Below are 18,627 nucleotides of genomic sequence, written 5' to 3' on the forward strand. Positions count from 1 at the left end.
TGCGGCGTGGTCGGTACGACCGTACAGGGGGAAGCCCCCCACCGTAGGACGGCGGGGGGCTTCCCGGGGTTGAGCGTGACGGGCACCGGCGGAGGAAGCCGGTGGCGGCCGTCTAGTACCAGTTGTTGGCCTGCCAGAACGACCAGGCGCCACAGGGGCTGCCGTAGCGCTCGTTCATGTAGCCGAGGCCCCACTTGATCTGGGTGGCCGGGTTGGTGCGCCAGTCGGCTCCCGCCGAGGACATCTTGGACCCCGGGAGCGCCTGGACCAGCCCGTACGCGCCCGAAGAGGCGTTCTGGGCCTGGTAGTTCCAGGTCGACTCGTGGTTCACGATGTTGCTGAAGCACTGGAACTGGCCGGAGGGGACGATGGACCGGGCGATGGCCTGGACCTCGGCGACCGTGTAGGAGGACTGCTGCGGGAAGGAGCCGGCGGAGGCGGTGGTGCGCGTGGCGTCGCGGCTGGCGCGCTCGGCGTCCTCCTGCTTCTTCTTCTCCGCGGCGGCCTTCTCGGCCTCGACCTTGTCGACGGCCGCCTGCTTCTTCGCCTTGGCGTCCTTCGCGGCCTGGAGCCGGGCCGACTCCTCGGCGGACTTGCGCGCCGTGGTGTCGGCGGCGGCTGCCTGCGCGTCCGCCTGGGCGGTCAGCGAGGCGGTCTGCACCTGGGCCTGCTGGCCCGCGGGGATGTCCGCGAGGAGCGTCATGTCCGCCGCGGTGGTCTCGAAGTTGTCGCCCGAGGTCTGGGGGTCGCCCGAGGCAACACCCACCACAGCGCCGACGGTGGTGACCGCGGTGGCAGAAGCCACGGCAAATCCCCGGACCGAGATCCGGCTCACACGGTGTCCTTCCAGCATCGCCCGCCTACGTGACCTGGCGGACGCGATCGTGCCCCTGGCACTGGTCTCCGTTCTACGGGGTCACGGGAGACACGGGCCCGGTGGGCAACCCCCTTGCGAGGAGTGCCGCGTGGTGCACGGGCGGCATACGGCGGCAGCTTTGGAGTTGTGTGGTGCCGCACCCTTGGTGGTGCGCGTGTGCCGCATGCGGGGCCTGACGGAAGCAAGACTCTGCCGGACTCCCCCACCGGGTGGCAATTCTCCGTCGCGTGGGAAAGCTCACACCTCGTTTGCCCCAAGGGTTTTGAGGAAAGTACGGCGCGACACAGCGCCGCCCGGCTAAGCTCTTTCGGCTTCGCCGGGCGGCGCCAAGTGCGGTGATACGGGTCAGATCTGACCGTCCTCCAGCATTTCGGTCACGAGCGCGGCGATCTGCGAACGCTCCGAGCGGGTGAGTGTCACATGGGCGAAGAGCGGATGACCCTTGAGTTTCTCGACGACGGCGACGATCCCGTCGTACCGACCCACCCTCAGATTGTCGCGCTGCGCCACGTCATGGGTGAGGACGACCCGGGAATTCGCCCCGATCCTGGACAGAACGGTCAGCAGGACGTTCCGCTCCAGCGACTGGGCCTCGTCCACGATGACGAACGCGTCGTGGAGGGAGCGGCCCCGGATATGCGTGAGCGGCAGCACCTCCAGCATGCCGCGCCCGAGCACCTCCTCGATCACATCCCGCCCCGCGACGGCCGAGAGCGTGTCGAAGACCGCCTGCGCCCAGGGGCTCATCTTCTCGGCCTCGGAGCCCGGCAGATACCCCAGCTCCTGCCCGCCGACCGCGTACAACGGCCGGAAGACCATCACCTTCTGATGCTGCCTGCGCTCCAGGACCGCTTCCAGGCCGGCACAGAGGGCCAGCGCCGACTTGCCGGTGCCCGCCCGGCCACCCAGGGAGACGATGCCGACCTCGGGGTCGAGCAGCAGGTCGAGGGCGATGCGCTGCTCGGCGCTGCGGCCGTGCAGCCCGAAGGCCTCGCGGTCGCCCCGGACGAGCCGGACGGCACCCTCGGAGGTGACCCGGCCGAGCGCCTTGCCGCGCTCGGACTGGAGCACCAGGCCGGTATGGACCGGCAGGTCGCTCACCTCGGGCACATAGAGGGTCTCCTCGGTGAAGAGCAGGTCCACCTGGTCGGCGGCGAGCGTCACTTCGCTCATCCCCGTCCAGCCGGAGTTCTCGGTGATGGCGAGCTCGGCGCGGTACTCCTCGGCGAGGAGTCCGACCGACGACGCCTTGATGCGCAGCGGCAGGTCCTTGGAGACGACCGTGACGTCGTACCCCTCGGCCTGGAGGTTGCGCGCGACCGCGAGGATCCGTGAGTCGTTGTCCCCCAGTCGGAAGCCGGCGGGCAGGATGCCGGGATCTGAGTGGTTGAGCTCGACGCGGAGCGTGCCGCCCAGGTCGCCGATGGGGATGGGGGCGTCGAGACGGCCGGAGCGGATCCGGAAGTCGTCCAGCAGGCGGAGGGCCTGGCGGGCGAAGTATCCGAGTTCCGGATGGTGCCTCTTGGCCTCCAGCTCCGTGATCACCACGATGGGGAGCACGACTTCGTGCTCCTCGAAGCGGGACATGGCGTTGGGATCGGCCAGCAGGACGCTGGTGTCGAGAACGTAGGTGCGCCTGTCGGGCATGCGGCGCTTTGTGCTGGTCACCACGGAAGGACGTACCCCCTCGGATGAGGTCGGGGTTGCGACGGCGTCGCGGGCGGGTGGGCCGGGCTCGGGCCCCATGCGCGGGCCGAGCTCCGGCCCTCCCTGTCGCCCGTACGACGTGGCGCACGGTCGTCCTGGTGCAAAGGGCCTCCCGGGCGGACGGCCCCATGCCGTCCGCTGAGATGCGATGTCCACGGACCTGTCTTTTCGGACATCGACCTGGGGGAGGTATTCCCGCGAACCCGCGCCGCCATGCCAGGGCATCCGGCGGACGGTGGGTGAACCGTGGGTGAAGCGCCCTGGACCGGAGCGGCGCCCCGGGCCGGTGCGGGGGCGGGACGGCCCCCGCCGGGGCGTTTCGGGGGGACGGTCCCGAGGGGGCGGCGCCGGGGGCGCCTGGCCGAAACGGGTGGTCAGGCGCGGCGCTCCGGGCCGGTCCGGGCGGCGGGGCCGGGGGCCGTGGGGGCGCTCAGGTGCCGTAGCGGCGGTGGCGGGCGGAGTAGTCGCGCAGGGCGCGCAGGAAGTCGATCTTCCGGAACGCCGGCCAGAAGACCTCGCAGAAGTAGTACTCCGAATGGGCGCTCTGCCAGAGCATGAAGCCGGAGAGCCGCTGTTCGCCGCTGGTGCGGATGACCAGGTCGGGGTCGGGCTGGCCGCGCGTGTAGAGGTGCGAGGAGATGAGGTCGACGTCGACGATCTCGGCCAGTTCCTCGAAGGTGGTGCCCTTGTCGGCGTGCTCCATCAGCAGCGAGCTGACGGCGTCGGCGATCTCCTGCCGGCCGCCGTACCCCACGGCGACATTGACGAGTATCCCCTGGTTGCCCACGGTGGCCTGTTCGGCCTCCTTGAGCACGGTCTGGGTCTGGGCGGGCAGCAGGTCGAGGGTGCCGACGTGGTGGACGCGCCAGCGGCCGTCGGCCACCAGGGCGCGGACGGCGTCCTCGATGATGGCGACGAGCGGGGCCAACTGGTCCTGGGGGCGGGAGAGGTTGTCCGTGGAGAGCATCCACAGGGTGACGACTTCGACCTTGGTCTCGGAGCACCAGCCGAGGAACTCCTGGATCTTGCCGGCGCCGGCCTTGTGGCCCTGCTCGGCGGTGCCCCCGAAGCCCTTCGCCCAGCGGCGGTTCCCGTCCAGGATGACACCGATGTGCTTGGGCACCTGGGCGTGGTCGAGGCGGCCTTCCACCCGGCGCGCGTAGAGCCGATACACCAGGTCGCGCACGTTCACTGCGTCCACCCTCTCGATTCCGTAAGGCCCGGCGCGTCCGCCGGCGGGCGCCCGGGGCCGGCCCGGGATCCCGAAGCCGCCACATTACTGCGGACCTCCTGCGGGGACCCAACCCGGTCTGTCACAAGTACGTGATAAGGAGGGCAGCATGACCCATTCCCCGTCTTCCCCTTCGCGCACTTCTCCCTCTTCTCCCGCTGCCCGCCCGGCCTCTTCCCTGCTGCCCTCTTCTCCCTCTTATACGGCGGCCGGGGACCGGTACGACGCGATGGAGTACCGGCGTACGGGGCGCAGCGGCCTGCGGCTGCCCGCGATCTCGCTGGGCCTCTGGCACAACTTCGGCGACGACCGGACGCTCGGCTCCCAGCAGGCCATCCTGCGGCGCGCCTTCGATCTCGGGGTGACCCACTTCGATCTGGCCAACAACTACGGGCCGCCGCCGGGATCCGCCGAGCTGAATTTCGGGCGGATCTTCGCCCGGGATTTCTCGGCCTACCGGGACGAACTCATTATTTCGACCAAGGCCGGATATCTGATGCATCCGGGTCCTTATGGCGAATGGGGTTCACGCAAGTACCTGCTGTCGTCGCTGGACGCCTCGCTGACCCGGATGGGCCTGGATTACGTCGACATCTTCTACTCGCACCGTTTCGACGCGAACACCCCTCTTGAGGAGACGATGGGGGCGCTCGCCACGGCCGTACGGCAGGGGAAGGCGCTGTACGTGGGGATCTCGTCGTACACGGCGGAGCAGACCGCGCGGGCGGCGGCGCTGCTGCGGGAGATGGGGGTGCCCGCGCTGATCCACCAGCCCTCGTACTCGATGATCAACCGCTGGACGGAGACGGACGGGCTGCTGGACGTCCTGGAGACGGCGGGGATGGGGTGCATCGCGTTCGCCCCGCTCGCCCAGGGGCTGCTGACGGAGAAGTACCTCCAGGGCATCCCGGAGGGGTCGCGGGCCACCCAGGGCAAGTCGCTCGACCCGGGGCTGCTCTCGGACGAGGTGGTACGGCGGCTGCGCGGCCTGGACGGGATCGCGCGGGGCCGTGGCCAGAAGCTGGCCCAGCTCGCGCTGGCGTGGGTGCTGCGGGACGCGCGGATGACCTCGGCGCTGATCGGGGCGTCGAGCGTGCGGCAACTGGAGGAGAACGTCGGGGCGCTGACGGGGCCCGCGCTGACGGCCGAGGAGCTGACGGAGATCGACCGCTTCGCGGTGGACACGGCCGGCACGAACATCTGGGCCGGACGGAGCTGAGGCGGGGGCGGCCCGGGGCGGGGGCGGCCCGGGGCGGGGACGGCCCGGCGCGGGGGCGGCCTCCGGGGCCGCACCGGGGCCGCACCGGCCCGGGGCGACGGGGCGCGGCGGGAGTGTCACGCTCCGTGACGCTCGGGGCTGACGCGCTGTGAGCGCCCGGCTCGCGCGCGGCCCGCGCGCCGGGCCGGGGCGGGGCGTGCCGATCCGGGCGGCGGGGCGCCCGTACGGGCGGGGCGGGGACGGGGCGGTGCCGCGCGGGAGCGGACGGGCCTCGCGGGCCCGGTCCGGGCCCCCGGCCGGACCCGCCCCTCGACCTGGACTGGACCAGAGTGACAGGGGTACGGCGGAGAGGCGGCGGCCGGGCGGCCCCCGCGCTCCACGGCGGTACGGAGCGGAGGCGCGGGCCCGGACAGAAAACGGGCCGGTCCGTGGGGGGGGATACGGACCGGCCCGAGGGGGGGTTTCCACCATAACCCTTCGTGAGGGTTCATGGGGCCCCTCGTGCAGCAAGATAACGCTCCGAAAGCGTCGCTCCGGGGCCCGAAGCGCCCGCGACCAGGCTTTTCATTGGTTGGACAAACAAAAATGGCGAGTAGTCGCCATGTCGTGTCGTCCCTCTCAGGGGCGATTTTTCAGGGCGCCATCTTGACGGAAGGTAGCGCTGGGGCGGGTGGGAGGCCCGGGGCGGAAGGGACAGCCTCAGCGGCGGACTGCCTCAGCGGCGGACTGCCTCGATCAGGAAGCGGGTCGTCGTCGCCACGAACGGCCCCTCCGTCCCGATCCGGCGGTGCAGCTCCGCGAGCCGGTCCCGGTATCCGGCGACGGTGAAGCCGGGCACCATCCAGACGACCTTGCGGAGGAAGTAGACGACGGCGCCGATGTCCAGGAACTCGGTGCGCAGCGCGGCCGTGCGCAGGTCCACGACCTCCAGCCCGGCCGCCTCCGCCGCCGCCACGGCCCGCCCGGGGTCGCGGGCGGCGCGCGCCTCGGCGGGCTGGGGGCCGAGGAAGTACTCGACCAGCTCGAAGACGCTGGCGGGCCCGACCTCCTGGGAGAAGTACCGGCCGCCGGGGGCGAGCACCCGGGCGATCTCGTCCCACCAGACCCGTACGGGGTGGCGGCTGACGACGAGGTCGAAGACGCCGTCGGCGAAGGGCAGCGGGGGCTCGTCCGGGCCGGCCACCAGGGCGACCCCGCGCGGGCGCAGCCGGGCCCCGGCCGCGGCGAGGTTCGGCGGCCACCCCTCGGTGGCGACGGTGAGCGGCGGCAGCACGGGCACGGAGGCGAGCACCTCGCCGCCGCCGGTCTGGATGTCCAGGGCGGTACGGGCGGAGGCCATCCGGGCGGCCAGGGCGCGGGCGTACCCCCAGGGCGGGCGCTCCTCGGTGGCCCGTCCGTCGAGCCAGGAGAAGTCCCAGCCGTCGACGGAGACCGCGGCGGCCTCGGCGATCAGCTCGTCGAAGGTACGGGGGGTGCGCGGGGCGTGGGGGGTACGGGGGGTGCGGGGCGGCGTGGGCATGCGCGCGATGCTGGCAGGGCGGGTCCGTACGCGCGAGCACTTTTCGCCGGTACGGCGCCGTACGGGCGAAGGCGCGGCAGGCGCACACGTACGGCGGCGAGGGGTCAGCCCGCGGTGAGGCCGCCGAGGAGGAGGCCGAGGAGCGCCCCGGCGATCATGAACGGGCCGAACGGCATCACCGACTTGCGCCCGGCCCGCCGCAGGATCACCAGCCCGAGCCCGTACAGCCCGCCCAGTGCCAGCCCGGCGAAGGCCCCCAGGAAGAGCACGGCCCAGCCGTACCAGCCGAGGAGGACGCCGAGGGAGAGCGCGAGCTTGACGTCGCCGAACCCCATGCCGCGCGGGTTGATCAGGAAGAGGACGAAGTAGCACCCCCCGAGGACCAGACCGCCGAGCAGCGCCCCGGTCCAGGAGCCCCCGGCCCCGGGGACGAGGGCGGCCACCCCGAGGAGCACGGCGGCGGCGAGGGCGAGGGGCAGGGTGAGGTGGTCGGGGAGGCGGTGGACGTTCCGGTCGACCAGGGAGAGGAGCAGCGCGACGGGCGCGAGCAGCAGCCAGACGGCGAGTTCGGGCCGGGCCCCGGTGGCGGCGGCGAGGGCGGCGCAGCCGAGGGCGCCGAGGACGGGGACGAGGAGGGAGGGCGCGTACCGCACGAGGGAGGCGTCGGGGGTCCCGTCGGGCTCGGGCCCGGTGTCGGGCCCGGTGCCGGGCCCGGTGTCGGGCTCCGTGTCGACAAGCCCCTCGGGGGCGGAGGCGGGGGCGGCGTCGGGCTGGGCGGTGACCGCGCCGGAGTCGCCAAGGTCGCCGGAGTCGTCAACGGGGGTGCGCGTGGCTCCCGTACGACCGGATCCAGCGGCCTCGCTTCCGGCGGTCTCGCAGGCGGGGCACTTCGCGATGCCGAGCCAGCCGCGTGCGGCCCCGGTGAACGGGTGGCCGGCGGGGCAGGTGGTGCGCCAGGGGTCGCCCGGGTCGACGGAGAGACGGTACGCCGGGCGCGGGAGCAGGATTCCGGTGGCGGCGCCCCAGAGCGCGGCGAGGGCAGTCAGCGTGGCGTACACCCCATGACCGTAGGCCCGCCGCCGGGCCCGGTCATGGGTCCAGGGGCCCACTTCCCGCACGCCAGGACCCAGATCCGGGCTCGAGGGCGGTCACCGTCGCCTCTGGACGCTACGGTCTACGGCCATGGGTACATGGCGAAACGGCACGGGACGGCTCACGGTCGAGGCGGCCGAGGGGACCGAGGGGGCAGCGGGACCGGACGCCCCGGGCGCCCCGGGCGCCCCGGTGGAGGTGGCGCTGGAAATCGCCGCCTCGTACGGGACACGGCGGCGCGGGCTGCTCGGCCGTTCCGGGATCGACGGGGCGCTGCTGATCACGCCGTGCAACAGCATCCACACCTTCCGGATGGGCTTCACCATCGATGTCGCCTACCTGGACCGTTCGTTGAAGGTGCTCCAGGTGCACACGGTGAAGCCGGGCCGGCTCCATATGCCCCGGCTGCGCGCCCGCCACGTACTGGAGGCGGAGGCGGGGGCGATGGAGCGGTGGGGGCTGCGGCCGGGGGCCCGGGTGAGCGTCACGGACGTACCGTCCGCGTAACGCGGAAAGGTCAGAACAGGCCTTCCGCCGCCGCGACCGCCAGCAGCGGGACGGCCGCGAAGAGCGCGGCGCCCAGGCAGATCAGGGCGGGGACATAGACGGGGCCCCAGGTGCCGGGTCCGGCGATCGTCGCGCGCTTCCGCGGGGACTTCGGGTCGTAACTGACCCGGACCGGCGCCCCGACCTCGTACCCGAACATCCCGGGCCGGTCCTTGAACTCGACGGCGGTGCCGTCCTCCGTGCGGAACGTGAAGACGAACTCGGGGTGGGAGCTGGGCGCGTTGCCCGAGGCGACGCCCGAGGTGGTGACGGTCCGGCGGTCGACGCACCGCCCTTCGGCGCGCCGTCCGCCGCCGAGCAGGACGAGGACCATCAGGACGCGCCGGGCGAAGTGGCCGGAGACGGCGAGGGCGAGAAGCCCCACCAGCAGGAAGAGCGCTTCGATCCCCACGCCGTACTCCGATCTCACTCACTCGTGCCGCTCAGGTCCCCGCACTTCAAGGGGACTTCCCACTTCAGGAAGGCTCCCTACTTCAGGGAGACACTGGCGATGATGTCCTTGATCTGCTGATCGGACAACAGCCCCTGCTCGGCGTTGACCGTGATGAGGAAGGGCCGGTCCTTGGTGTCCAGGCCGGTCACCATGACCCCCGCCAGCGGGGTCCCCTTGGGCGGCTGTCCGTCGTCGCCGGTGGAGGTGGAGGTCCAGTCGATACGGCGCGCCTCCGCCGTGTCGCCCTTCGCCGTGGCGACCTCGATGTCGGTGGTGTCGACCGGGGTCGCGCCGAGCTGGATACGGGCCTGGGCGGCCGTACCGGCCATGTCGACGTCGTTGATGCCGGTGCCGTAGTCGAACTCGACGTAGATCGCGCCGACCGGGGAGCCGTCCTTCCGCTGGACGGCTCCCGCCGCGTCCCCCTCCGGCAGGTCCCCGGCCGCGAGCTGCTTGAAATCGGCCGGGTGCGCGACGGTGAGCCGGTCGGTGGTGAGGGTGGACCAGCCGTCCGGGGTCGTCGCCGCGTCCTTGGCGCCGGTGCCGCAGGCGGCGAGGAGCGTGGCGGCGAGGCCCGCGGTGAGGGCCGTACGGACCCCGTACCCGACTCGCGACGTGACGGACCTGACGGACGCGACGGACCTGACAGACGTGTTCATCCTTCTGTTCCTCTCCGTTCCGTCACTTGGCGCAGTAGCTGTACGGCACGTACTCGCGCTTGCCGTCCCTCGGCGCACCGAGGAACTGGGCGTCGCTGAGCGTCTCGGACTTGTTCTCCATCGAGATGGAGGCCCCGAGCGAGATGCCCACGTTCAGTTCGAAGCCGTACTCCTGCGCGTCGGACATGCCATCGTACGTGGTCTTGCTGGACTTGCCCTTGTCGAACATGAGCTGGCCGAAGGGGTCGTCGTCGCCGGGGCGGCTGGTCGGCACGTTGGTGTCGAGCATGTACGCGAAGGGCGCGGTCCGGTCGCCGTTACCGTCCAGCCACGCCTGGCCGATGGCCCGGTCGGCGTCGCCCTTCTCGCCCTTCTCGAAGGAGACGGTGTTGGTGACGACGCTGATGTCGCTGCCGCCGGAGTTGTCGGTGTTCTTGCCGCTGCCGCCGCGCTTGTCCTTGCCGTCCTTGCCGTTGCTGCCGCTGGCGCCGGTGGACGAGCCGGTGAACGTCTCGGTGGTCTGGGTGAAGTCGATACGGAGCAGTTCGCCGGTCTCCTGGTCGCGGGTGACGGTGACGGTGGCCGAGCGCTCGCCGGTCGCGTGCTTGCCCTGCTCGACGGGGCCCGCCTCCACACCGGCGCCGATGGTGCCGTCCGCCTTGACGGAGTAGGTGTACGACTGGGTCTTGCGGAAGTCGTCCCTGGTGACGAGGGCGTCGGCGCTGATCTTCACGTCCGCGCCCAGCTTGCCGCTGAGCTTGCTCTCGTCGCCGGCGCTGAGCGAGAGCTCGCCGCCCGCCTTGCCGTAGACCCCGACCGAGGCCTGGCTGATGTGGCGGTCCTTGAGCTTGTCCTCGACGCGGTTGCGGATGTTCTCCTCGTCCTTGAGGGGGCCCTTGCCGAAGAGGTAGAGGAAGCTGTCGCCGACGCTGGCCTCGGCGCCGCCCGGGGAGGTGCGGCGCATCTCGTACATCTTCAGCTTTTCGAGGTCCTCGCGGAAGGACTCGGCCTCTTCGCGGCTCTTGAAGACCCAGGTGTCGCCGTTGCTGACCTTGACGCCGGCGCCGAGGTCGACGGAGCCGGTGCCGAGCTTGCCCAGCTTGCCGCCGAAGCCGCCGGTGACACCGGCGCTGGCGGAGTCGGTGAAGGTGGTGTAGATGAGCTGGTCCTTGTCGTCGACGACCCCGTCGCCGTTGACGTCGTAGTTGGCCTGCATGGTCCGGTCCATGAAGCCGTAGTCCTGGCCCCACTCGAACCAGCCGACCTTGACCTTGCCGCCCGCGGTGTCCGAAATGGTGGATATGGTGCAGAGCGGGGGCTCGAAGTCCTTGTCGGTGAGCGGCTTGTCGGCCTTGTCACCGCCGCCGGAGGTGCAGCCTCCGCCGCCTCCGCCGCCCATGGCGCCGACGGCGCAGCGGATCCGGTCACCGATGGAGCCGCCGATGCCGGCGGCGCTGATGCCGAGCACGATGGCGACGACGACGATGATGGCGCCGAGGTACTCCATGGCGGTGGCACCGGTGTCGGCGCCGAACCCACGCCCCCTAGCCCGCCCGCGGCCCCCCGCAGACCTCCGCTCCCCCGCAGACTTCCGCTCTCCCGCAGACCTCTGCTCTCCCACAGACTTCCGCTCCCCCGCAGGTCTGCGCTCCCCCGCGCGTCCGCTCCCCCGGCTCACCCTCATCGCTCCCCCTCGCGTATGCGGTCCACGGCATATCCGGTGACCGCTCCGGCCACCACCACGGCGCAGGACATCAACAGGCCTTCGAGGGACACCCGGTCCCACCTGAGAACCAGGTTGATCACCTGGGCGAAGACGGGGACCGTGAAGACGGCGAAGGCATGCCGTACCGGCAGGTCCCGGAAGGGCTCACGATGCGCGCGCGCGGAGACCCAGGCCGCGAGCGCCACGCAGAGGGCGTTCGGGAGGTGGATCAGGAGCAGCCGGCCACCGAACGATTCCAGCCGCTCGGTGGAGGCCAGCGTCTCGTAGAGGTAGGTGACTTGGAGGTACGAGGCCACGCCGAGCGTGACGAACCCCGCGGCCCAGGCGGCGGCCATCGCCATCAGCCCGCCGCTCTCCTGCGCCGTATCCCCGTAACCGGCTCCCCGGTACGGCGGCCCCCCTGTCCCACGCATCCGCGCAGCCCCCTGTGTATTGACGTATTGGCCGGATCTGACCGGCCGATCTTAAGGGGCGGGGCAAGGCGGGGGCGTGGGCCCAGGGGCCCAGAACAAGACCCAAACGCGAGTTCGCGCCATTCGCCCCGTTCGGGGCGAGGGAAACCGTTCGGGGCGAGGGAGAGGGATAACCCCGTTCAGCAGGAGAGTCGAGAAGGAATAAGAAGGAACCGGAAAGGACGGGAAGAGATCAGGGAGGACCAGAGAGGAACAGCGGGGATCAGCGGGGATCAGCGGGAGTCAGGGGAGATCAGGAGGGATAGGTGACGACGAGCATGGTCACCCCGCCCTCGGAGATCCAGGGGCCGTGGGGCATGCCCGGCGGGCGGCACGCGTACTCGCCCCGCGAGAAGGTCCGCCCCAGCGTCAGATCGCGCATGTCCCCCTCCACCAGGTAGACCTCCTCCCAGAAGTCGTGCCGGACGACGCCGGACGCCGAGGTGTCCGTACCCGGCTCCCAGCGGACGAGCGCCGTGCGACGCCCCCCGCTCCCGTCAACGGCGAGGGTCTGCTCACGCACCCCCGGGGCCGCGCCTTCGGGCGCTTCCCACTCTCCGTCAGGACGATGGAACTCAAGCTCGGGCTTGGCCCGCTCGGGCTTGGCCCGGCCGCCCTCGGCATGGAGACCGGGCCGCCGATTGGCCAGCACAGAAACCTTGCGCCGCACCAAGCCGACCTCCTCCACATCGACATCCCCCACCAGCAGCCCGGGCCCCGCGTCGAGCCGCTGCCGTACGGTGCCGTCGGGCCCGATGAGGGCGCTGTGGCCGATTCCGGTGGGCGCGGAGGTCGTGGGGGTTTGCCCGGAGGCGGCCGGATCGGCCTGCCCCACGGCGGCCAGCCAGACCGTGGCGTCGAGCGCCCGGGCCCGGGTCAGCAGCTCCCACTGCTCACGCTTCCCGGGCCCCGCGCCCCAGGAGGCGGGGAGCAGCGACAGCACCGCGCCCGCGTCGGCATGGGCCCGGAAGAGCTCGGGAAACCGTACGTCGTAACAGGTGGCGAGCCCGATCCGGACGCCGTCGAGTTCGAAGGTCACCACTTCCGAGCCGGGGGCCACGGTCCGGGACTCGGCGAAGCCGAAGGCGTCGTACAGGTGGATCTTGTCGTACGCCGCCTCCACGCCGCCCCCGGTGGCCAACACCGTATTCCGTACCCGCCCATCGGGGGCCGGCGTGAACATCCCGGCGACGACCACGACTCCGGCATCCTCCGCGATCCGCCGGACCTCCGTGGCCCAGGGCCCGTCCAACGGCTCGGCCAACTCCCCCAGCGGACCCCCGAAACAGGCCATGGCCGCCTCAGGAAACACCACCACCCGAGCCCCCGCCTCAGCCGCCCGCCCCGCCTGCTCACGCAGCAAGGAAAGATTCCGCTCGGGCTCGGGACCACTGGTGATCTGACTCAGCGCGATACGCATGGGTGCCTCTCTCTTCCCTCCCAGCCGATCGGCCGATCGGCTGGCTGACCGGCTGGCTGCGGGCGACATGCCCCAGGGCCCGCCTCTCGTCTCCGCGCTTCCAGCACGTCCGGCGAATCCACGACAGGTCCGTCGCCTCCCCCGCCCGCACCCAAGGCAACCTGATCGGACGCCCACGCCACCACCGGCCACAATCGGAAACGCCCACGTCCGGCTCGCCCGGAAGCGCCGGAAACTCCTTGCCTCCATCCTCCGTATGCGCCAGAAACACTGCGTCGAGTTCGTCGACCGCGCGGACGAGGGGCGCCCGCAACTCTGCCGGCACGTTCGCCAACCGTACGCCAACCTGATCACGGGCCCGCAGATCCCGAACGTACGACTTCACCGGATAACGCCCGGTCGGCGCCCAGTCCCCCGCCATCCGACGCACGAGCCGTTCCCACAGGAGCAGTTCCTCCCGCCCGGTTGATCTGATCCTGGGCGTGTGCGGCGCGATCCGGGTCCACGGCCATCTCGAACTTCTTGGTGACCGGGACGGCGATGCTCTCCGGCTGAACGCAATACCCGTACCTCATTGTCGCTACGCGAAGACCTCCAAGAAGTAGTCACCTGACGCCAGATCGATCACCATCCCATACGTGGCCGCAAGGTAGGCAGCTTCACGGTCACCGATCGGATAGCTCTCGACAAATGACCCGACAGCCTGCCCACAAAGCACAGCAAGCGCCTCTACATCCACTCCTTCAAGATGCGCTTCCGAGATCAGTTCATCCGTATTCGCATCAAACCTGGAAACAACAAATCGAGCAGCAGCCATACGCCCCCCTGGAGCAGCTTCAACTCCTCCATGCCGACACCACCGTGGACCCCGCCCTGCCATACCCATCTCTCCACCGCCCCACCCCGATCAGCGCTTTCAGGTCAACGCGGCCCAGTACCCCGCCCCCAAGGCACCCGCACCGGCCGCCGAAACCACCACCACCCGCGTTCCCCACCCCCCGCACCCGCCTCGCCCAACATCACAAAGACTTCCTCGCAACCCTGTTCCTTCGTATGGGCCAGAAACACCGCGTCAAGCTCCCCAACAGCCCGCCCCAGAGGCCCCCGCATGTCCCCCGCTGCCGCCAACCGCGCCCCAAGACGATCACGGACCCGCAGATCCTCCACGTACGACTCCAACGGATAACGCCCTGTAGGCCCCCACTCCCCCGCCATCCGCCGCACCAGCCGCTCCCACAGGAGCAGCCATTCCCTGTCCCTGTTCGCGGTGTCGACCCCGTGTGCGACGCCCTCGGGGTCGACAACCACGACAAAGGCGTCCGTTGTGGGGGTCGCGATCACTTCTTCTCGGAAGATTTCCGGGATCAACCGAACCCGAGCCGACGGAAACCGGGCAATGGGTTCCTCTACCACCGCGACCGTGTATGCGAGATCGGGGCCATCCGACTGATCGACGCGAGCCCGAGTGATCGCACCCTCGGGGGTAGCCGCCCAGTAGGCAGACGGAATGGCCTCTTCTGCATGCCACAGCAACACCGTGTCGAGTCGCTGCGAGAGCACGGCCGCCAGTTCCACGACACCAGGAGCCTCGGGGAAATTTTCCGCCAGTTGAATTTCCAGCAGGAGGGCCACATCCCCGCCAAGTGCCGCGTAGTCACACAACACAGGCGCCTCCCAGTCCCGCCCTTCCAGGGGACCATCCGAATCCGCCGCGTCCACTGCGGCTGGATTCACGTGCAAGATCTCAGCGAGGACATCGCCGAGACGGGAGGGTTCGAGCACGTCAGCAGCGAGAAAATTATAGATCACCTATACGTCCCCTCATAAACTTCCTTGGCCTTGGACACTCGCTCTGGATGGTTAGTGAACCGAGGATTCCTGTTGAGCTGAGGAGAGGCCGAGACATCACCCTTATGTTTTGCTACCTCGATCAGAGCAGCATATTCGTGCGTATCCATCTCGACCATACCAGGACCTGATTCAGGATAGACCCTTCCGGTTTCCTCTACTCCATAGGTTCGCCCGCCGACCTCGTACCGATTCCCATCCCTCAGAAGATTCGCCCTCCCTTGAGCGATAGCCTCGATGTCCTTGTCAATCTGCTTCTCGTAACCGCGCAGAATTACGGTGTTCTTCGCCGCCTGCGGCTTCTTCTGGTGCGCGACGCCCCGAAGGTAGTGGCGGTCGTTCGGCCGCTTCAGCTTCAGTCCGGCCGCAGGACCAGGGATGTCCTCCCTGGCCTGCCATTCACATCCATTGTTGTTGTGGACGAGAACGTTCTCGGAACCGATACCGACGTAATACGTGTGGATTCCGGCGACAGCCAGGTCATAGGTGGTCCGACGCTGAACGTATCGGAACACGGATGTCACCTGCGTGGACGTCCCCGCCGAGGTCATCAGCCGGTCACCAGCACGTACTTCACCGGCGTCCTCCCAGAGGCTCCGGTCGGGGAGCCAGAACGGGTGCGTGTCCGTGGCGGTCAACTGGTGCGTGGGCCCCCCGGTCCGAACCGTCAGACGGGTGAAGTTCTTGTCGTCCTTCGTGATGAACGTCCGCGTCACAGGACGCCCCGCCGTGACACCAGTCAGCGGATCCGTGGCCGTGACCTTATCGCCGACACGTACGTCCTGAATGGCACGGTGCGAACCGTCCGCCATCAGCACCGGGGTATCAGGCAGAAAACTGTGACTGGCGGGGCATACGCTCGGAGTTTTGTCCGGCTTCCGCGAATTCCCGCTCGCCGCCTCACGCCCAGGACGAGCCCCTCTGTCCAGCGCCTCGCCGCCGGGCTTTCCCGTCCGACCATACTTGCCGAGGCGTACCGCCTTGGACAGGAGTCTGGTCTCGCCATAGCCGGGGATGAAGAGGGAGCCGATGTTCCAGCCGACGGCGCCTATGGCTCGGCCGTATTCGCCGTTCTTCCACAGGTCGCGGGCCTCGTCGCCGATGAGCATGTCGTCGGCGATCGTGTCCACCGTTCTGCTGGATGCCTTGCCCCAGTTCCAGATGGCGCCGAAGTAGTCGCCGTCCGACCATTTCCCTGCCGCGCCTCGGGAGTCCTTCTCCCACTGGGCGGCCAGGAGTTCGCCGTATCCGCCGATCCCCTTCAGGGTGTCCATCGGGTGGGTGACGGTGTCGAAGAAGCCGGTGACGTCGCCCCAGAGGCCGTCGACCACGGCGCCCTTGAAGAAGCCGCCCACCTGCTCGACCCCGCAGGAGAGGACGCGCCATCCGCCGCAGTCGTCGCCCTTCTTTTCGGCCTCGTCCGCCTTGTCGGCCTTCTCGGACTCCCTCTCCTCCCCCTTCCCTTTCTTCTCTTCCTGCCGGCCCTCCTGGCTGTCCCGCGAGGCATCCTCGACCGGGCCCCGCCCGTCGGCCGCTCGTACATCACCGGGCGCACCGTCACCCGGAGCGCGCTCTTCGGCACGTACGTCCGCGTCCGTGCCGTTGTCGCCCTGGCCCGGGGCGAGGCACATGCCGCCGCCGAGTGAGCAGACCGCCGACTGGAGACCGCCGGTGATCCGGCCGCTCACTCCCGTCGCGACCAGGCCTCCGATGAGCGCCACGACGACGGCGATCAGGCCCAGGTACTCCGTCGCGGTCTGGCCTCCGTCGCCGCGCCACCGGATCATGCGGGCGAGGCGGAAGCGGCGGTGCGGGGCGCGGGCGGACGGGGTGAGGCGGAACCAGTCGCGCGAGGAGGGGTGGCAGAGGAGTGCGGCGGTCGCCAGGGGGAGGAGCAGTTGAGTCGGCCCGTGCCCGCCGCCCTCGGCAAGCGTTCCCGACGCACCGAGAAGCAGCCAGCCCTGGACCGCCAGCAGCCCCCACCGGACCCGCACCCCGCCCGTCCACACCCGCCGGGCCAGCACCAGCCCGGCCACACCGGGGGCCGCCGCGTAGGCGATCAGGCCCAGGAGCCGGGCATCCATGGTTCCGGCCGGTGCGGTGGCGATCAGCGCCCCGGCCCCGCCGATCACCGTCAGGGCGAACAGTGCCCGTACGAGCGTCAACGCCTCGTACAGGGAAGGGGGCAGCGGCTCCTTTCCCGGGCCGCCCGGGAACACCCCGGGGCTCGCGGGCGGTACGGAGGCTCTCCCTCTTCCTGACATGTCCCCGGACTCCCCCTCAGCAGCACGTCATGTCGACCGAGGAGCCAGTTCAGCACATTTGCTATAGCAATGCAATCCGTTTCGCCGCCGACTGATCGGCACCTCAAATCATGAAGTTGATGGCGCTTTTGATGGCTTCTGCCCGGATTCATGGCAGGGTGTGCAATCAGTTGCTTACGCGATGAGCATGGCCGGTGTACGACGATGCTGTTCGTCAGCATGGTCCAGCCGCTCAGCCCGTCATCCCGGCCGCCCGGCCCGGTAGGGGCGGAAGAACTCGCGCAGTTCCTCGGCGTACAGCTCCGGTTCCTCGAAGGGGGCGAAGTGGCCGCCTCGGGCGGGTTCGGTGACGCGGGTGGTGTTGGCCATGCGGTCCAGCCAGGCCCGGGGCGGGCGGACGACGTCGCCGGCGAAGAGCGAGAAGCCGGAGGGCACCTCGACGCGGCGGGCGAGTTGCGCGGGCGGGATCGCGGCGTTGGCGGCGTACATGCGCATCGACGAGCCGATCGTGCCGGTGAGCCAGTAGAGCGTGACGTTGGTGAGGATCTCGTCCTTGGTGAAGGAGCGCTCGATGTCGCCGTCGCAGCCGCTCCAGCTCCGGAGTTTCTCGACGATCCACGCGGCGAGTCCGACGGGCGAGTCGGTGAGTCCGAAGGCGGCGGTCTGGGGCTTCGTACGGTGCATGGCGGCGTACCCGCCCTCGGTCGCGCCCCAGGTCGCGACGGTGTCCATCCAGGCGCGTTCCTCGGGCGTGAGGTCGGCGGGGTCGCCGGTGAAGACGGGCAGGCCCGCGTCCATGCGGTGGACGGCCACGACCCGGTCGGGGTGGTCGAGGCCGAGGTAACGGGTCACATGGCTGCCCATGTCCCCGCCGGCCGCGCCGAACCGGGGGTAGCCGAGGACCGTCATCAGCTCGGCCCACAGTCCGGCTACGTCCATGTAGTCGAGCGGGGCGCCGGCGGGGCGGTCGGAGTATCCGTAGCCCGGCAGGTCGGGCACGATCACGTCGAACGCGTCGGCGGGGTCGGCGCCGTGCGCGCCGGGGTCGGTGAGGAGCGGGACGACCTTCGAGTAGCGCCAGAAGGAGTCGGGCCAGCCGTGGCTGAGGAGCAGCGGGAGGGGCGCGGGTCCGGTCGGTGCGCCGGGGGTGGTGGCGGCGCGGGCGTGGACGAAGTGGATCCCGAGTCCGCCGACCGGGACGCGGAAGCGGGGCAGCCGGGCGAGCGCCGCTTCCTGGGCCCGCCAGTCGAACCCGTCCGCCCAGTAGGCGACCAGTTCCCGGAGGTAGTCCAGATCGGTCCCGAGCGACCAGCCGGCCTCCTCGGGGGCGTCGGGCCAGCGCGTGGCACGCAGCCGGGTGCGCAGGTCCTCAAGGGCTTCGGGGGTGGCCTGGGGGGCGAAGGGTTCGGGGGTGGGGGTGGAGGTGGGGGTGGAGGTGGGGGTGGAGGTGGAGGAGGCGGGTTGGGGGGTGGGGCGGGGCGAAGGGTCCGACATGGCTGGCATGTTAGGCATGGTAGGCACGCCGGGCTTCGCGAGGTCGTCGGTCTGGTGGGGTGGGGTGGCGGTGGGGGCGGTGGGGGCGGTGGGGCACAGCATGATGGCGGCGGCATCGG

The 18,627-nt window shown here is 70.4% G+C and carries 16 protein-coding genes and 1 pseudogene; 2 read left to right on the forward strand and 15 right to left on the reverse strand.

All coding sequences use genetic code 11. The features are described from left to right. Positions 1-112: 112 nt before the first annotated feature. The 3 genes from AB0O07_RS15720 to AB0O07_RS15730 form a co-directional block, all read right to left on the reverse strand. Positions 113-853, reverse strand: coding sequence for a transglycosylase SLT domain-containing protein (locus AB0O07_RS15720; RefSeq protein WP_365632544.1), 741 nt, complete (start codon positions 851-853; stop codon positions 113-115). A gap of 369 nt (positions 854-1,222) precedes the next feature. Next, on the reverse strand, positions 1,223-2,548 hold the full coding sequence (locus AB0O07_RS15725) for a PhoH family protein (protein ID WP_365632547.1): 1,326 nt from the start codon (positions 2,546-2,548) through the stop codon (positions 1,223-1,225). Between the two features lie 466 nt (positions 2,549-3,014). Then, on the reverse strand, positions 3,015-3,776 hold the full coding sequence (locus AB0O07_RS15730; protein WP_365633093.1) for an isoprenyl transferase: 762 nt from the start codon (positions 3,774-3,776) through the stop codon (positions 3,015-3,017). Between the two features lie 148 nt (positions 3,777-3,924). On the opposite strand from AB0O07_RS15730, the gene mgrA reads away from it, so the two are divergent. Next, complete coding sequence (gene mgrA, locus AB0O07_RS15735) at positions 3,925-5,034, forward strand: L-glyceraldehyde 3-phosphate reductase (protein WP_365632550.1); 1,110 nt, start codon at positions 3,925-3,927, stop codon at positions 5,032-5,034. Positions 5,035-5,749: 715 nt separating this feature from the next. Here mgrA and AB0O07_RS15740 read toward each other — a convergent pair. Both AB0O07_RS15740 and AB0O07_RS15745 read right to left on the reverse strand, forming a co-directional pair. Continuing rightward, on the reverse strand, positions 5,750-6,553 hold the full coding sequence (locus tag AB0O07_RS15740; RefSeq protein WP_365632553.1) for a class I SAM-dependent methyltransferase: 804 nt from the start codon (positions 6,551-6,553) through the stop codon (positions 5,750-5,752). A 104-nt stretch (positions 6,554-6,657) separates the two neighbouring features. Beyond that, a complete protein-coding gene (locus tag AB0O07_RS15745; RefSeq protein ID WP_365632556.1) occupies positions 6,658-7,611 on the reverse strand; it encodes a prepilin peptidase in 954 nt (317 codons plus the stop codon). 124 nt (positions 7,612-7,735) lie between these two features. On the opposite strand from AB0O07_RS15745, the gene AB0O07_RS15750 reads away from it, so the two are divergent. Next, positions 7,736-8,152: a DUF192 domain-containing protein gene (locus tag AB0O07_RS15750; RefSeq protein WP_365632558.1), complete on the forward strand. Its 417-nt coding sequence runs from the start codon at positions 7,736-7,738 to the stop codon at positions 8,150-8,152. Positions 8,153-8,162: 10 nt separating this feature from the next. On the opposite strand, the gene AB0O07_RS15755 is transcribed toward AB0O07_RS15750, so the two are convergent. The 10 genes and pseudogenes from AB0O07_RS15755 to AB0O07_RS15800 form a co-directional block, all read right to left on the reverse strand. After that, a complete protein-coding gene (locus AB0O07_RS15755) occupies positions 8,163-8,603 on the reverse strand; it encodes a DUF3592 domain-containing protein (protein ID WP_365632560.1) in 441 nt (146 codons plus the stop codon). A 77-nt stretch (positions 8,604-8,680) separates the two neighbouring features. Beyond that, entirely contained in the window at positions 8,681-9,304 is a 624-nt protein-coding gene (locus AB0O07_RS15760) for a hypothetical protein (protein WP_365632563.1), read from the reverse strand. A 22-nt stretch (positions 9,305-9,326) separates the two neighbouring features. Next, on the reverse strand, positions 9,327-10,811 hold the full coding sequence (locus AB0O07_RS15765; protein ID WP_365632566.1) for a hypothetical protein: 1,485 nt from the start codon (positions 10,809-10,811) through the stop codon (positions 9,327-9,329). 173 nt (positions 10,812-10,984) lie between these two features. Continuing rightward, positions 10,985-11,443: a hypothetical protein gene (locus tag AB0O07_RS15770; RefSeq protein WP_365632569.1), complete on the reverse strand. Its 459-nt coding sequence runs from the start codon at positions 11,441-11,443 to the stop codon at positions 10,985-10,987. A gap of 292 nt (positions 11,444-11,735) precedes the next feature. Further along, positions 11,736-12,134 (reverse strand): cupin domain-containing protein, encoded by a 399-nt coding sequence (locus AB0O07_RS15775; RefSeq protein WP_365633096.1) that lies wholly within the window; start codon positions 12,132-12,134, stop codon positions 11,736-11,738. Beyond that, a pseudogene (locus AB0O07_RS15780) lies at positions 12,108-12,902 on the reverse strand (carbon-nitrogen hydrolase family protein); the annotation flags it as partial. The gene AB0O07_RS15775 and the pseudogene AB0O07_RS15780, both read right to left, overlap by 27 nt. A gap of 580 nt (positions 12,903-13,482) precedes the next feature. Further along, on the reverse strand, positions 13,483-13,719 hold the full coding sequence (locus AB0O07_RS15785; RefSeq protein ID WP_365632572.1) for a hypothetical protein: 237 nt from the start codon (positions 13,717-13,719) through the stop codon (positions 13,483-13,485). 104 nt (positions 13,720-13,823) lie between these two features. Next, positions 13,824-14,711, reverse strand: a complete 888-nt coding sequence (locus tag AB0O07_RS15790) for a hypothetical protein (RefSeq protein WP_365632574.1) — start codon at positions 14,709-14,711, stop codon at positions 13,824-13,826. Then, positions 14,708-16,915, reverse strand: a complete 2,208-nt coding sequence (locus tag AB0O07_RS15795) for a polymorphic toxin-type HINT domain-containing protein (RefSeq protein ID WP_365632577.1) — start codon at positions 16,913-16,915, stop codon at positions 14,708-14,710. Before AB0O07_RS15795 ends, AB0O07_RS15790 begins: the two co-directional genes overlap by 4 nt. 339 nt (positions 16,916-17,254) lie before the next feature. Continuing rightward, positions 17,255-18,517 (reverse strand): epoxide hydrolase family protein, encoded by a 1,263-nt coding sequence (locus AB0O07_RS15800; RefSeq protein ID WP_365632580.1) that lies wholly within the window; start codon positions 18,515-18,517, stop codon positions 17,255-17,257. Positions 18,518-18,627: the final 110 nt, after the last annotated feature.

Origin of the sequence: Streptomyces sp. NPDC093085, assembly GCF_040683935.1 — a bacterium.
GTDB lineage: Bacteria > Actinomycetota > Actinomycetes > Streptomycetales > Streptomycetaceae > Streptomyces.